The organism is Kribbella hippodromi (assembly GCF_039531045.1).
In the GTDB taxonomy this organism is placed as follows: Bacteria; Actinomycetota; Actinomycetes; order Propionibacteriales; family Kribbellaceae; genus Kribbella; species Kribbella hippodromi.
In genome coordinates, this window is the sequence record NZ_BAAAPH010000021.1 from 107,496 (window position 1) to 120,674 (window position 13,179).

Consider the following 13,179-nt stretch of genomic DNA (forward strand, 5'->3'; position numbering starts at 1 on the left):
ACAATCTGCTGTTACCGCTGATCGATTTCGAAGGGCTTACCCGCGTGGCAACGACGAACGACCTCAAGAACGGCATGGTGCTCGACCTGGACGGGCAGCTTTGGTCCGTCGTCTGGTTCCAGCATCACAAGCCGGGCAAGGGCGGCGCCGTCGTCCGCACCAAGCTGAAGAACGTGCTGTCCGGCAAGGTGGTGGACAAGACCTTCAACGCCGACGTGAAGGTGGACATCGCCACCGTCGACAAGCGCGACATGACGTACCTGTACAACGACGGCGTGGCGTACGTGTTCATGGACAAGTCGACGTACGAGCAGCTCCAGATCCAGCCCGACGTGGTCGGTGAGGCCTCGCACTTCCTGCTGGAGAACCAGGACGCGATCGTCGCCGTGCACGAGGACCTCCCGCTGTACGTCGAGCTCCCGGCCTCGGTCGAGCTCGTGGTCGAGTACACCGAGCCGGGTCTGCAGGGCGACCGGTCCAGCGGCGGCACCAAGCCCGCGCGGCTGGAGACCGGGTACGACATCCAGGTCCCGCTGTTCCTGACCACTGGCGAGAAGGTCAAGGTGGACACCCGCACGGGTGACTACCTCGGTCGCGTCACCTCCTGAGCACCGGAAAGCTGACAACCGAACATGTCTGCCCGTAGCAAGGCCCGCAAGCGCGCACTGGACGTGCTGTTCGAGTCAGAGGTCAGGGGGCTGCCGGTCGGTGGCACCCTGGCCGACCGGGTGGCCGACAACGACCCGCCGGTGAACGAGTTCACCGTGGCGCTGGTCGAGGGAGTGGCGAAGCACAGCGCGCAGATCGACGAGCTGCTCGAGACGCATTCGGTCGGCTGGAGCCTGGACCGGATGCCGGCGGTGGACCGGAACATTCTCCGGATCGGCACGTACGAGCTGCTGTTCGACGACCAGGTGCCGGACGTGGTGGCGGTGAGCGAAGCCGTGGCGCTGGCGCGGGACCTGTCGACCGACGAGTCCCCGGCGTTCGTGAACGGCCTGCTGGCCCGGCTGCTGCAGTTGAAGCCCACGCTCGGCGGCTGAAGGCACGAGCTGGGGCGGCCGAGGAACGAGGGGGGCGAGCCCTCTCCTGAACCTCAGGTTGGATCGCAAGGTGGATCTCAGGCCCGGTGACCGTCTCGTTACGGTCCCGGGCCGGCGTTGCGTCCCCGTGTACTGATCTGCCGGCGAAGGCGGGCGGCCGCGGGCCAGCTGCTACAAGCCCCGACCGTCTAGTGCCTCCGTCAGGCGCCGGCGGCCTCGGACGACTCCTCGACGTCACCCTTCGCCTCGGGGTTCAGGACACCCCAGGAGATGAAGCGCTCGGTCAGCGTCGTCGGCGACTCGTCGTAGATCACCGCGAGGGTCCGCATGTCGTCCTGCCGGATCGACAGCACCTTTCCGTTGTAGTCCCCGCGCTGAGCCTGGATCGTGGCGGCGTACCGCGTCAGCGGACCCGCCTCGCTCGCGTCGAGGTGTTGCAGGGCCTCCAGGTCGAGAATCAACCGGGGCGGAGCGGCAGCCGCGGCCGCCGCGCTGGCGGAGCCTGGCAGCAGCTCCCGGATCGGCACGCCGTAGAAATCGGCGAGCTCGGCGAGCTTCTGGACCGTGACGGCTCGATCGCCACGCTCGTACGAGCCGACGACGACCGCCTTCCAGCGACCCTTGGACTTCTCTTCTACGCCATGCAGCGACAAACCTTGCTGCTGGCGGATGGCGCGCAACTTGCCACCCAGTGTCTTCGCGTATTCGCTAGGCACGCTGGTTCTTCCCTCCGACTAGTTTCTGTCATGTCCGGCCCTCCGGAACGGTCCGGACGCTAAACCCCCCTCGATTACACAGAGTAACAATATTCCGGGCCAGAGGCCAGCGTCAAGACGGCGTGTCACATCCGATACCATGTCAAGCGGTCCGAACGTCCTTTAAAGACCTGTCCAGAGAGGCAGGAAAGGAGGAACGGTAGCGATGAGCCCTGCCCAGAGCGCAGAGCAACCCGAGGTCACCCGGCCGGCCGCACGCGGCAGCCGCGAGGTCCTTGACGCTTCCGACATATCCCGGGCATTGACCCGGATCGCGCACGAGATCCTCGAGCGCAACCGCGGCGCCGACCCGGTCGTCCTGCTCGGCATCCCCACTCGCGGGGTCCCGCTGGCGCAGCGCGTCTCCGCCCGCATCCAAGCGGTCGAGGGGCAGAGCGTGCCCACGGGGTCACTCGATGTGACCATGTACCGCGACGACATCGGCCTCAAGCCGCCGCGCGGTCTCGAGCACACCGACATCCCGGCGGACGGGATCGACGGCAAGGTCGTGGTCCTGGTCGACGACGTGCTCTTCTCCGGCCGCACCATCCGCGCGGCGCTGGACGCGCTCGGCGACCTCGGCCGCCCACGCGCGGTCCAGCTCGCCGTCCTGGTCGACCGTGGCCACCGGGAGCTGCCGATCCGCGCCGACTACGTGGGCAAGAACCTGCCCACCTCACTGGTGGAGCGGGTCACCGTGCACCTGAACGAGTTCGACGGCGAGGACGCCGTCCTGATCGCCGACAAGGGGGTGCAGGGCTGATGAAGCACCTGTTGAGCGCGGCCGACCTGAGCCGCGACGAGGCGCAACACATCCTCGACACCGCCGAGGAGATGCGGTCGCTGGCCGACCGCCCGATCAAGAAGTTGCCCGCGCTGCGCGGCCGGACCGTGGTGAACCTGTTCTTCGAGGACTCCACCCGGACCCGGATCTCGTTCGAGGCGGCCGCCAAGCGGCTGTCGGCGGATGTGATCAACTTCTCCGCCAAGGGCTCCAGCGTGAGCAAGGGCGAGAGCCTCAAGGACACCGCGCTGACGCTGCAGGCGATGGGCGCGGACGGGGTGGTCTGCCGGCACGGTTCGTCCGGCGCGCCGCACTTGCTGGCCTCGTCGGGCTGGCTGACCGGCTCGGTCGTGAACGCCGGTGACGGTACTCATGAGCACCCGACGCAGGCGCTGCTGGACGCGTTCACGATGCGCCGCCACCTGGGTTCGCTGGAGGGCCGCCGGATCACGATCGTCGGCGACGTACTGCACTCCCGGGTGGCCCGCTCGAACGTGCTGCTGCTGTCCACGCTCGGCGCCGACGTCACGGTGGTCGCCCCGCCGACCTTGCTCCCGGTCGACATGTCCCAGTGGCCGTGCGCGACCTCGTACGACCTGGACTCGGCGTTGCCGAAGAGCGACGCGGTGATGATGCTGCGGGTGCAGCGGGAGCGGATGAACGACGCGTTCTTCCCGAGTGCCCGCGAGTACACCCGGCGGTACGGGCTGGACAAGAACCGGATGGCGCAGCTGCCCGACGAGGCGATCGTGCTGCACCCCGGCCCGATGAACCGCGGGATGGAGATCAGCGCCGAGGTCGCGGACTCGACCCGGTCGGTGATCGTCGAACAGGTCACCAACGGCGTCGCGATCCGGATGGCCGTCCTGTACCTGCTGCTGTCCGGAAGCAATGAAGGAGAACCCACCGCATGAGCTCATACTTGATCACCGGCGCCAAGGTACTGGGCGGTGAGGTGGCGGACCTGCTGATCGGCAACGGCGAGATCGTTGCCACCGGCACCGACCTGGACGCGCCCGCGGACGTCACCACGATCGACGCCGCCGGGCTGGTCGCGCTGCCCGGCCTGGTCGACCTGCACACCCACCTGCGCGAGCCCGGCCGGGAGGACGCCGAGACGGTCTTCACCGGCACCCGCGCGGCTGCCAAGGGCGGATTCACCGCGGTGTTCGCGATGGCCAACACCGACCCGGTCGCGGACACCGCCGGCGTGGTCGAGCAGGTCTGGCGCCTCGGCCGTGACGCCGGGTACGCCGACGTGTACCCGATCGGCGCGGTCACGGTCGGCCGGCAGGGTACGCAGCTGGCTGAGCTCGGCGCGATGGCGGACTCGGCGGCCCGGGTCCGGGTGTTCTCCGACGACGGCGACTGTGTCTGGGACGCCGCGCTGATGCGCCGCGCGCTCGAGTACGTGAAGGCGTTCGGCGGTGTCATCGCGCAGCACGCGCAGGAGCCACGGCTGACCCAGGGCGCGCAGATGAACGAAGGCGCGCTCTCCGGCGTACTCGGACTGACCGGCTGGCCGAGTGTCGCCGAGGAGGCGATCATCGCCCGCGACATCCTGCTGAACGCGCACGTCGGGTCGAAGCTGCACGTCTGCCACCTGTCCACGAAGGGTTCGGTGGAGATCGTCCGCGCCGCCAAGCGCCGCGGGTTGGAGGTGACGGCCGAGGTCACGCCGCACCACTTGCTGCTGACCGAGGACCTGGCCGCCTCGTACAACCCGGTCTACAAGGTCAACCCGCCGCTGCGTACGAAGGCCGATGTCGAAGCGGTCCGGGAGGGCCTCGCCGACGGAACAATCGACATCGTCGCCACCGACCACGCGCCGCACCCGGTCGAGGACAAGGACTGCGAGTGGAGCGCGGCCGCGTTCGGGATGACCGGACTAGAGACGGCGCTGAGCGTCGTCCAGCACGCGATGATCGACACCAAGCTGCTCACCTGGGCCGATGTCGCGGACCGGATGAGCTACCGGCCGGCCGCGATCGGGCAGGCGTCCGAGCACGGACGGCCGCTCGAGGCGGGTGCCCCGGCGAACATCGTGCTCTACGACCCCACAGTCGAGCAGACCGTCGTACCGGACGCGTCGGTTTCGCTGTCGCGGAACACGCCCTTCGAGGGGATGACATTGCCCGGCAAGGTCGTCGCGTCCTTCCTGCGCGGGGTGCCGACCGTACTGAACGGTGAGCTGACCCAGTGAAGGCTGCACTGGGCATTCTGGGCACGCTGCTGGTCCTGGCGGCTGCCTACTTCGGCATGTTCCGGGGCTGGCGCAACCGCCAGTCCCGGCAGGCCGATCTGGCGCCGCTGCCAGTGGTTCCCCCAGAATCCGGCGCGGCGAAAACTCGTGGTACCGAGGGCGTGTACGTCGCGACCACCGCCGCCGGCGACTGGATGGACCGGATCGCCGTGCACGAACTCGGGGTCCGCAGTGTCGCGGACCTGGCCGTCAGCGCGGACGGCCTGATCTTCCACCGGCAGGGCGCGGCGGACGTGTTCATCCCCGCGGACCACCTCACCGGGGTCCGGACCGACCGTGGCATCGCCGGCAAGGTGACCGCGGAGAAGTCCGGCCTGGTGGTGGTCACCTGGACCCATGACGGCCACCAGTTCGACACCGGGTTCCGCCCGCGTCGCAAGGCCGACACCGCCGCCCTGACCGCATCCATCTCGACCTTGATCGGAGCACAATGAGCCAGCCAGCGCTGCTCGTCCTCGAGGACGGCCGGTCGTTCACCGGCACGTCGTACGGGGCGACCGGAGAAACGTTCGGCGAGGCGGTGTTCACCACCGGGATGACCGGTTACCAGGAGACACTGACCGACCCCTCGTACCACCGGCAGATCGTCACCCAGACCGCGCCGCACATCGGGAACACCGGCATCAACGACGAGGACGACGAGTCGCAGAAGATCTGGGTCGCCGGGTACGTCGTCCGTGACCCGGCCCGCGTCCCGTCGAACTGGCGCGCCACCCGTTCCCTCGACGATCAGTTGCAGGCGCAGGGGATCGTCGGCATCGCCGGCATCGACACCCGCGCCCTGACCCGGCACCTGCGCGAACGCGGCGCGATGCGGGCCGGGATCTCCACCGAGATCCTGGACCCGGACGAGCTGCTGAAGAAGGTGCTGGAGCAGCCCGCGATGGCCGGCGCCGACCTCGCCGAGCAGGTCACCACCGCGGACGCGTACGTCGTCCCGGCCGAAGGCACGAAGCGGTTCACCGTGGTCGCGCTCGACCTCGGTATCAAGTCGATGACCCCGAAGCGGATGGCCGAGCGGGGCATCGAGGTGCACGTACTGCCGGCCACCGCCTCGCTGGAAGAGGTACTGGCGGTGAACCCGGACGGCATCTTCATGAGCAACGGCCCGGGTGACCCGGAGACCACCGAGCACCCGACCACGCTGCTCGAACAACTGCTGGACCAGGGCAAGCCGTACTTCGGGATCTGCTTCGGCAACCAGGTGTTCGGCCGGGCGCTCGGCCTCGGCACGTTCAAGCTCAAGTACGGGCACCGCGGCATCAACCAGCCGGTGCTCGACCGGGCGACCGGCAAGGTCGAGATCACCGCGCAGAACCACGGCTTCGCGGTGGATGCACCGCTGGACGGGCCAGTCGAGACGCCGTACGGCACTGCCGAGGTCTCGCACGTGTCGTTGAACGACAACGTGGTCGAAGGGCTCAAGCTGACCGGCCGTGACGGCCGGGTGCTCGCCTTCTCGGTGCAGTACCACCCCGAGGCGGCGGCCGGCCCGCACGACTCGGCGTACCTCTTTGACCGCTTCGTTGAGCTGATGGAAGGACGGAACTGATGCCGCGGCGCACAGACATCGAGTCGGTGCTGGTGATCGGCTCCGGCCCGATCGTGATCGGCCAGGCCTGCGAGTTCGACTACTCCGGTACGCAGGCCTGCCGGGTCCTGCGGGAGGAAGGTTTCCGCGTCGTCCTGGTGAACTCGAACCCGGCGACGATCATGACCGACCCGGAGTTCGCCGACGCCACGTACGTCGAGCCGATCACGCCCGAGTACGTCGAGAAGGTGATCGAGAAGGAGCGCCCGAACGCGCTGCTCGCCACCCTCGGCGGCCAGACGGCGCTGAACGCGGCGATCGCGCTGCACGAGAACGGCGTGCTGGAGAAGTACGGCGTGGAGCTGATCGGTGCCTCCGTCGACGCGATCCAGCGCGGCGAGAACCGCGAGTCGTTCAAGCACATCGTCGAGAAGCTCGGCGCCTCGGTCGCCCGGTCGGTGATCTGCCACACGATCGACGACGTGATGGGTGCCGCCGAGCAGCTCGGGTACCCGCTGGTGGTGCGGCCGTCGTTCACGATGGGTGGCGTCGGCAGCGGGATGGCGTACGACGAGGCCGACCTGCGCCGGATCGCCGGCGCCGGACTCCATGCCAGCCCGACCACCGAGGTCCTGATCGAGGAGTCGATTCTCGGCTGGAAGGAGTACGAGCTGGAGGTGATGCGCGACAAGGCCGACAACGTCGTGATCATCTGCTCGATCGAGAACGTCGACCCGATGGGCGTGCACACCGGTGACTCGATCACGGTGGCGCCGGCGATGACGCTGACCGACCGCGAGTACCAGGTGATGCGGGACCTGGCGATCGGCATCATCCGCGAGGTCGGGGTGGACACCGGCGGCTGCAACATCCAGTTCGCGGTGAACCCGGCGGACGGCCGGCTGATCGTGATCGAGATGAACCCGCGGGTGTCGCGGTCCTCGGCGCTGGCGTCGAAGGCGACCGGCTTCCCGATCGCGAAGATCGCCGCGAAGGTGGCGATCGGGTACACGCTGGACGAGATCCCGAACGACATCACCCGGCAGACCCCGGCCAGCTTCGAGCCGACGCTGGACTACGTGGTGGTGAAGGTGCCGCGGTTCGCGTTCGAGAAGTTCCCGGCCGCGGACTCGACGCTGACCACGCACATGAAGAGCGTCGGCGAGGCGATGGCGATCGGCCGGAACTACACCGAGGCACTGCAGAAGGCGCTCCGGTCGCTGGAGAAGCCGGAGGCGCGGTTCTCCTGGGCCGGTGCGCCGGGCGAGCTCAGCCCGTTGCTGGAGGCAATCAAGACGCCGCGGGACGGCCGGCTCCGGCTGGTGATGGACGCGATCCGGGCCGGTGCGACGCCGGAGCAGATCTTCGACGCGACCAAGATCGACCCGTGGTTCGTGGACCAGCTGTTCCTGATCCACGAGACCGCGCTGCAGGTGGCCGCGGCGCCGCGGCTGACGCCGGACGTGATCAAGCTGGCCAAGCGGCACGGGTTCTCCGACCTGCAGCTGGCCGAGATCCGCGGCCTGACCGAGGATGTGGTCCGGGGCGTACGGCAGGCGCTCGGCATCCGGCCCGTGTACAAGACGGTGGACACCTGCGCGGCCGAGTTCAAGGCAGAGACGCCGTACCACTACTCGTCCTACGACGAGGAGTCCGAGGTCGCGCCGCGGTCCGAACCGGCCGTCCTGATCCTCGGCTCGGGCCCGAACCGGATCGGCCAGGGGATCGAGTTCGACTACTCCTGCGTGCACGCGTCGATGGCGCTGCGCGAAGCCGGCTACTGCACGATCATGGTGAACTGCAACCCGGAGACGGTCTCGACCGACTACGACACCTCCGACCGGCTCTACTTCGAGCCGCTCACCTGCGAGGACGTGCTCGAGATCGTGTACGCCGAGTTGCAGGCCGGCCCGGTCGCCGGAGTCATCGTCCAGCTGGGTGGCCAGACCCCGCTCGGCCTGGCGCAGCGGCTCGCCGACGCGGGCGTACCGATCGTCGGGACGTCACCGGAGGCGATCCACCTGGCCGAAGAGCGCGGCGCGTTCGGCAAGGTGCTCGCGGACGCGGAGCTGCCGGCGCCCAAGCACGGCACCGCGCTGTCGCCCGGCGAAGCGCATCTGATCGCCGAGGAGATCGGCTTCCCGGTGCTGGTTCGTCCCTCGTACGTGCTGGGTGGGCGCGGGATGGAGATCGTGTACAGCCCCGCCGAGCTGAGCGCGGCGCTGGAGCGGCTCGGTGGTGGCGAGGCGTTCGAGCACCCGGTGCTGATCGACCGCTTCCTCGACGACGCGGTCGAGATCGACGTCGACGGCCTGTACGACGGCAACGAGCTGTTCCTCGGTGGCGTGATGGAGCACATCGAAGAGGCCGGCGTGCACTCCGGTGACTCGTCCTGCGCGCTGCCGCCGATCACGCTCGGGAACGCGGACATCGAGAACATCCGCCGCTCCACCGAGGCGATCGCGCGCGGTGTCGGCGTCCGCGGGCTGCTGAACGTGCAGTACGCGCTCGCGGGCGATGTGCTGTACGTACTCGAGGCGAACCCGCGGGCGTCCCGTACCGTCCCGTTCGTGTCGAAGGCGACCGCGACGCCGCTGGCGAAGGCGGCGGCCCGGGTGATGCTCGGCGCGACGATCGCCGAGCTGCGGACCGAGGGGCTGCTGCCGGCGTCCGGTGACGGTGGCACGCTGCCGCCGACGACGCCGATCGCGGTGAAGGAAGCCGTGATGCCGTTCAACCGGTTCCGGACCATCGACGGTACGTCCGTGGACACCGTGCTTGGGCCGGAGATGCGGTCCACCGGCGAGGTGATGGGGATCGACGACACGTTCGGTACCGCGTTCGCCAAGTCGCAGGCGGGGGCGTCGCAGCCGCTGCCGGGCGCCGGGAAGGTGTTCGTCTCGGTCGCGAACCGGGACAAGCGGCACATGATCTTCCCGGTCAAGCGGCTCGCCGATCTGGGCTTCCAGATCTACGCGACCGAAGGCACCGCGGATGTGCTGCGGCGCAACGGGGTCGAGGCCGTGACGGTCCGGAAGAGCAGTCAGGGGCCGGGGCCGAACGGTGAGCCGACGATCGTGCAGATGGTTCAGGACGGTGAGCTGAACCTGATCGTCAACACGCCGATCGGGATCACCCAGGGCGGTTCGCCACGACTCGACGGGTACGAGATCCGCAGCGCGGCGGTGGCACGCAACATCCCGTGCATCACCACCGTCCAGGGCCTGGCCGCCGCCGTCCAGGGCATCGAGTCCCAGCGCGCCGGCAACATCGGCGTCCGCTCCCTCCAGGACTGGGTCACCAGGATCAACGGTGCCTGAGCAGTCGGTACAGGCGGTACGACGCCGGTCCGCGTACGAGCGGTTCGTACGCCCGGTGCTGTACCGCCTGGGCAAAGGCGACGCGGAGGTAGCCCACGAGCAAACCCTCAAGGCCCTCCGCCTCCTCGGCCAAATCCCGGGCGCACCCCGAGCAGGCACCCGCCTGTTCGGGGGCGCCTCCGGGCGGACGGTATTTGGGGTGCGCTTTCCGTCTCCTGTCGGACTAGCGGCGGGAATGGACAAGAACGGGGTTGCTCTGCGTGCTTGGCCCGCCGTCGGGTTCGGGTTTGTGGAGGTCGGCACCGTCACCGCGCACCCGCAGCCCGGTAACGAGAAACCGCGCCTGTTCCGCCTGGTAGAGCACGAAGCCGTGATCAACCGGATGGGCTTCAACAACCTCGGCAGCGCAGCCCTCGCGGACCGCCTGGCCGCGTACGGCGAACTCGGCTACCCGCTCGGCATCTCGATCGGCAAATCGAAGATCACCCCACTGGAAGAAGCGGTCGAGGACTACGTAACCTCCCTCCGCCGCCTCTACCGCTACGGCGACTACTTCGCGGTCAACGTCTCCTCCCCGAACACCCCCGGACTGCGCGAACTGCAAGACGCCGCGCACCTCCGCGACCTACTAAACGCCCTCCACACCGAGGCTGCATCGCTCAGCGTCGGAGGGCTGGCACCCAAACCGATCCTGGTGAAGATCGCCCCCGACCTGACCACCTCGGCGATCGACGAGCTGCTGCAGGTCTGCACCGACGTCGGCGTCGCCGGCATCATCGCCACCAACACCACCATCGGCCGCCCCGGCGTCACCGGCCACCCGCTGGCCGGCGAAACCGGCGGCCTGTCCGGCCGTCCACTCGCCGAGATCTCGGCGAAAGTGGTCGCCCACATCCACGCGGAGACCGGGGGAGCGCTTCCGATGATCGGCGTCGGCGGCATCCTCGAACCGTCCGACGCGACCCGGCTGTTCGACGCCGGCGCCAGTCTCGTCCAGGTGTACAGCGGGCTGATCTACCGCGGCCCCGGCCTGATCCGCCAACTCAACAGGAGCTTGCCATGAGCAACAACAAACCGTTCGGCGCGCGGCTGCGGTCGGCGATGGACGCCCGCGGCCCGCTCTGCGTCGGCATCGACCCGCACGCGCACCTGCTGGACGCCTGGGGCCTGCCGGACACGGCCGAAGGCCTCGCCGCCTTCACGTACGGCGTCGTCGACGCGCTCGCCGACCGGGTAGCGGTGTTCAAACCGCAGTCCGCGTTCTTCGAGCGCTTCGGCTCGGCCGGGATCGCGGTCCTCGAACAGGCCACGATCCAGCTTCGCGAGGCCGGCGCCCTGGTGATCATCGACGCGAAGCGCGGTGACATCGGTACGACGATGGCCGGGTACGCGTCGGCGTACCTCGCGGAGAAGGGCCCGCTCGCCTGCGATGCGCTGACAGTCAGCCCGTACCTCGGCTTCGGCTCATTGCAACCGGCGATCGACGAGGCCCGCGCGGCGGGTGCCGGGTTGTTCGTACTCGCGCTCACGTCCAACCCGGAAGGACCGCAGTTCCAGTCTGCCCGCACCGCCGACGGTGTCACGGTCGCCGGTGCCGTCCTCGACGGTCTGCGCGAACTGAACGCCGACGCGGACGACCTCGGTTCCTTCGGCGCGGTCGTTGGCGCCACCATCAGTTCGACCGCGGAGAACCTGGACATCAACGGCCCCCTGCTGGCCCCCGGCCTGGGCGCCCAGGGCGGCACCGCGGAGGGCCTCACCAAGGTCTTCGGCGCAGCAGTCCGCAACGTAGTCCCGTCCAGCTCCCGCGAAATCCTCGCCGCCGGCCCCAACCCCACCGCCCTCCAAGAAGCAGCCGCCCGCACCAACGACGCGTACAGAACGGTCCTGGGCTACTAACCAAATCTGCATCTCGACAGGAGGTGTCCCGCCTCCCCGACCACGGTCAGGCTCAGCGAATGGCCCGATCAGGCCGAACCACCCCACACCTCCTGTCGAGCTGCAGGTCGAGGTGCCGGATCGGTTCGAGGGCCGGGCGGCGTACGTCGAGGTGCACACGGTCGGCGCGTACTTCCGGCAGCAGCTCGGATGGGATGTGGAGCGCGAGCCGACCGCGGGGGAGTGGTTGACGTTTCCTGAGCCGAACCTGTTGATGGTGACCGCGGGCGCGGTGTTCCACGACGGGCTCGGTCTGCAGGGCGTACGCGATCGGCTGGTCCAGGACCTGATGCGGCTGTGCTTCCTGATGGAGCGCACGTACGCGCCCTACTCCAAGTGGTTCGGCACCGCTTTCAATCGATTGGACTGCGGCCCGGCGATCGCGCCGCTGCTCCAAACCGTGCTGCACGCAACGACCTGGCAGGAGCGCGAGGCGGCGCTGAGCCGGGTTTATCGGGCGGTGGGGGAGTTGCACAACAAACGAGTGATCACCGCGCCGGTGGAGCTGGGCGTCGAGCGGTTGTGGGATCGGCCGTTCGAAGTCGTCTGGGGTGACTTCCCGGGTGCGCTGGCGGCCGGCATCCAGGACCCCGAGGTACGCCGCCTCGCCGACCGCTGGCCCGTCGGTGGGATCGATCAGCTCCGCAACGTCCTGCACCGCACGGCAGACCGCCGTCACTTGCTCTGGCTGCTCGACTCCCGGTAGAGCTCCGCGAGCAACCGCACGGCCGCCTGGATCGCCGGATGGGGATCGTCACGAGGCCAGATCAGGTGCACGTCGACCGGCGGCGCATCCCGCAGCGGCCGGTAAGCCACACCATCACGCCGGTACTGCGTAGTGGTCGCCTCCGGCGTGACGCCGACACATCGACCCGACGCGATCGCGGCCAGCCAATCGTCCACATCCTGCGTGTACTCGATCACCGGCCGCGCATCCGCCGGCCAAAGATCAGCGGTTGTGCTCCCCGTACGCCGATCGATCACGAGCGTACGGTCCCGCAACTGCGCCAGCGTCAGCCCCCGCTTGCGCGCGAGCGGATCATCCGCCGGCAACGCGCAGTACCGCCGCTCCTGCGTCAGCAAGACCTGCCCGAACCGTTTCAAGTCCAGCTGCGTACGAACGACCGCGAGATCGCACAGCCCCTCAACCAGCCCACCCGTCGTCGTGTTGGTACGAATCAACTGCAGCTCGACGCCCGCATGCGCCGTCGCCCACCGCCGCTGAAACTCGCGCGTATGACGACCGAACGCCGACCACGCGTGCCCGACCCGCAGCCGCGTGTGACCGGTGGTCGCCTCCGTGACCAGCTCGTCGAGCTCCGCGAGGATGTGCCGCGCCCGCGCCAGCACGCGTACGCCGGCCGCTGTCGGGGTGAGCGATCGGCTCGTCCGGTGCAGCAGCCGTACGCCGAGCTCGCGCTCAAGGGCCAGCAGGTTGCGTGACACCGCCGCCTGTGAAACGCCCAGTGCGATCCCGGCGTCGGTGAATGTGCCGGAGTCCACGATCTCCACCAGGCACCGCAGCTGCCGGATATCCATGACTTC

The 13,179-nt window shown here is 68.8% G+C and carries 13 protein-coding genes; 11 read left to right on the forward strand and 2 right to left on the reverse strand.

All coding sequences use genetic code 11. From position 1 onward, the window contains the following. Positions 1–44 precede the first annotated feature (44 nt). Both efp and nusB read left to right on the forward strand, forming a co-directional pair. Positions 45–608 (forward strand): elongation factor P, encoded by a 564-nt coding sequence (gene efp, locus ABD260_RS28440; protein ID WP_344238267.1) that lies wholly within the window; start codon positions 45–47, stop codon positions 606–608. Between the two features lie 24 nt (positions 609–632). Continuing rightward, positions 633–1,043, forward strand: coding sequence for a transcription antitermination factor NusB (gene nusB, locus ABD260_RS28445; protein WP_344238269.1), 411 nt, complete (start codon positions 633–635; stop codon positions 1,041–1,043). A gap of 200 nt (positions 1,044–1,243) precedes the next feature. Here nusB and bldD read toward each other — a convergent pair whose 3' ends face one another. Next, complete coding sequence (gene bldD / locus ABD260_RS28450) at positions 1,244–1,759, reverse strand: transcriptional regulator BldD (protein ID WP_130388461.1); 516 nt, start codon at positions 1,757–1,759, stop codon at positions 1,244–1,246. Positions 1,760–1,964: 205 nt separating this feature from the next. Between bldD and pyrR the strand changes: the two genes are divergently transcribed. From pyrR to ABD260_RS28495, 9 genes are all read left to right on the forward strand, one after another. Then, positions 1,965–2,561, forward strand: a complete 597-nt coding sequence (gene pyrR / locus ABD260_RS28455; RefSeq protein WP_344238277.1) for a bifunctional pyr operon transcriptional regulator/uracil phosphoribosyltransferase PyrR — start codon at positions 1,965–1,967, stop codon at positions 2,559–2,561. Then, positions 2,561–3,496 (forward strand): aspartate carbamoyltransferase catalytic subunit, encoded by a 936-nt coding sequence (locus ABD260_RS28460; protein ID WP_344238279.1) that lies wholly within the window; start codon positions 2,561–2,563, stop codon positions 3,494–3,496. The genes pyrR and ABD260_RS28460 overlap by 1 nt, the downstream gene beginning before the upstream one ends. After that, a complete protein-coding gene (locus ABD260_RS28465; protein ID WP_344238281.1) occupies positions 3,493–4,785 on the forward strand; it encodes a dihydroorotase in 1,293 nt (430 codons plus the stop codon). Before ABD260_RS28460 ends, ABD260_RS28465 begins: the two co-directional genes overlap by 4 nt. Further along, positions 4,782–5,279 (forward strand): PH-like domain-containing protein, encoded by a 498-nt coding sequence (locus tag ABD260_RS28470; RefSeq protein ID WP_344238283.1) that lies wholly within the window; start codon positions 4,782–4,784, stop codon positions 5,277–5,279. The genes ABD260_RS28465 and ABD260_RS28470 overlap by 4 nt, the downstream gene beginning before the upstream one ends. Beyond that, the gene (gene carA, locus ABD260_RS28475) at positions 5,276–6,397 is read left to right on the forward strand and encodes a glutamine-hydrolyzing carbamoyl-phosphate synthase small subunit (protein WP_344238285.1); all 1,122 of its coding nucleotides are present in this window, start codon (positions 5,276–5,278) and stop codon (positions 6,395–6,397) included. Before ABD260_RS28470 ends, carA begins: the two co-directional genes overlap by 4 nt. Continuing rightward, positions 6,397–9,696 (forward strand): carbamoyl-phosphate synthase large subunit, encoded by a 3,300-nt coding sequence (gene carB, locus ABD260_RS28480; protein ID WP_344238287.1) that lies wholly within the window; start codon positions 6,397–6,399, stop codon positions 9,694–9,696. The genes carA and carB overlap by 1 nt, the downstream gene beginning before the upstream one ends. After that, on the forward strand, positions 9,689–10,759 hold the full coding sequence (locus ABD260_RS28485) for a quinone-dependent dihydroorotate dehydrogenase (RefSeq protein ID WP_344238289.1): 1,071 nt from the start codon (positions 9,689–9,691) through the stop codon (positions 10,757–10,759). The genes carB and ABD260_RS28485 overlap by 8 nt, the downstream gene beginning before the upstream one ends. Beyond that, entirely contained in the window at positions 10,756–11,595 is an 840-nt protein-coding gene (gene pyrF, locus ABD260_RS28490; protein ID WP_344238291.1) for an orotidine-5'-phosphate decarboxylase, read from the forward strand. The genes ABD260_RS28485 and pyrF overlap by 4 nt, the downstream gene beginning before the upstream one ends. A 112-nt stretch (positions 11,596–11,707) precedes the next feature. After that, the gene (locus tag ABD260_RS28495) at positions 11,708–12,340 is read left to right on the forward strand and encodes a DUF4037 domain-containing protein (RefSeq protein ID WP_344238294.1); all 633 of its coding nucleotides are present in this window, start codon (positions 11,708–11,710) and stop codon (positions 12,338–12,340) included. On the opposite strand, the gene ABD260_RS28500 is transcribed toward ABD260_RS28495, so the two are convergent. Continuing rightward, a complete protein-coding gene (locus ABD260_RS28500) occupies positions 12,310–13,173 on the reverse strand; it encodes a LysR family transcriptional regulator (RefSeq protein ID WP_344238296.1) in 864 nt (287 codons plus the stop codon). The genes ABD260_RS28495 and ABD260_RS28500 overlap by 31 nt on opposite strands. Positions 13,174–13,179 lie beyond the last annotated feature (6 nt).

What these genes read in the sequence shown, in the direction of transcription:
- nusB (WP_344238269.1), top strand. Translation starts at nt 633, where the DNA reads ATGTCTGCCCGTAGCAAGGCCCGCAAGCGCGCACTGGACGTGCTGTTC.
- pyrR (WP_344238277.1), top strand. Translation starts at nt 1,965, where the DNA reads ATGAGCCCTGCCCAGAGCGCAGAGCAACCCGAGGTCACCCGGCCGGCC.
- ABD260_RS28460 (WP_344238279.1), top strand. Translation starts at nt 2,561, where the DNA reads ATGAAGCACCTGTTGAGCGCGGCCGACCTGAGCCGCGACGAGGCGCAA.
- ABD260_RS28465 (WP_344238281.1), top strand. Translation starts at nt 3,493, where the DNA reads ATGAGCTCATACTTGATCACCGGCGCCAAGGTACTGGGCGGTGAGGTG.
- carA (WP_344238285.1), top strand. Translation starts at nt 5,276, where the DNA reads ATGAGCCAGCCAGCGCTGCTCGTCCTCGAGGACGGCCGGTCGTTCACC.
- carB (WP_344238287.1), top strand. Translation starts at nt 6,397, where the DNA reads ATGCCGCGGCGCACAGACATCGAGTCGGTGCTGGTGATCGGCTCCGGC.
- pyrF (WP_344238291.1), top strand. Translation starts at nt 10,756, where the DNA reads ATGAGCAACAACAAACCGTTCGGCGCGCGGCTGCGGTCGGCGATGGAC.
- ABD260_RS28500 (WP_344238296.1), bottom strand. Translation starts at nt 13,173, where the DNA reads ATGGATATCCGGCAGCTGCGGTGCCTGGTGGAGATCGTGGACTCCGGC.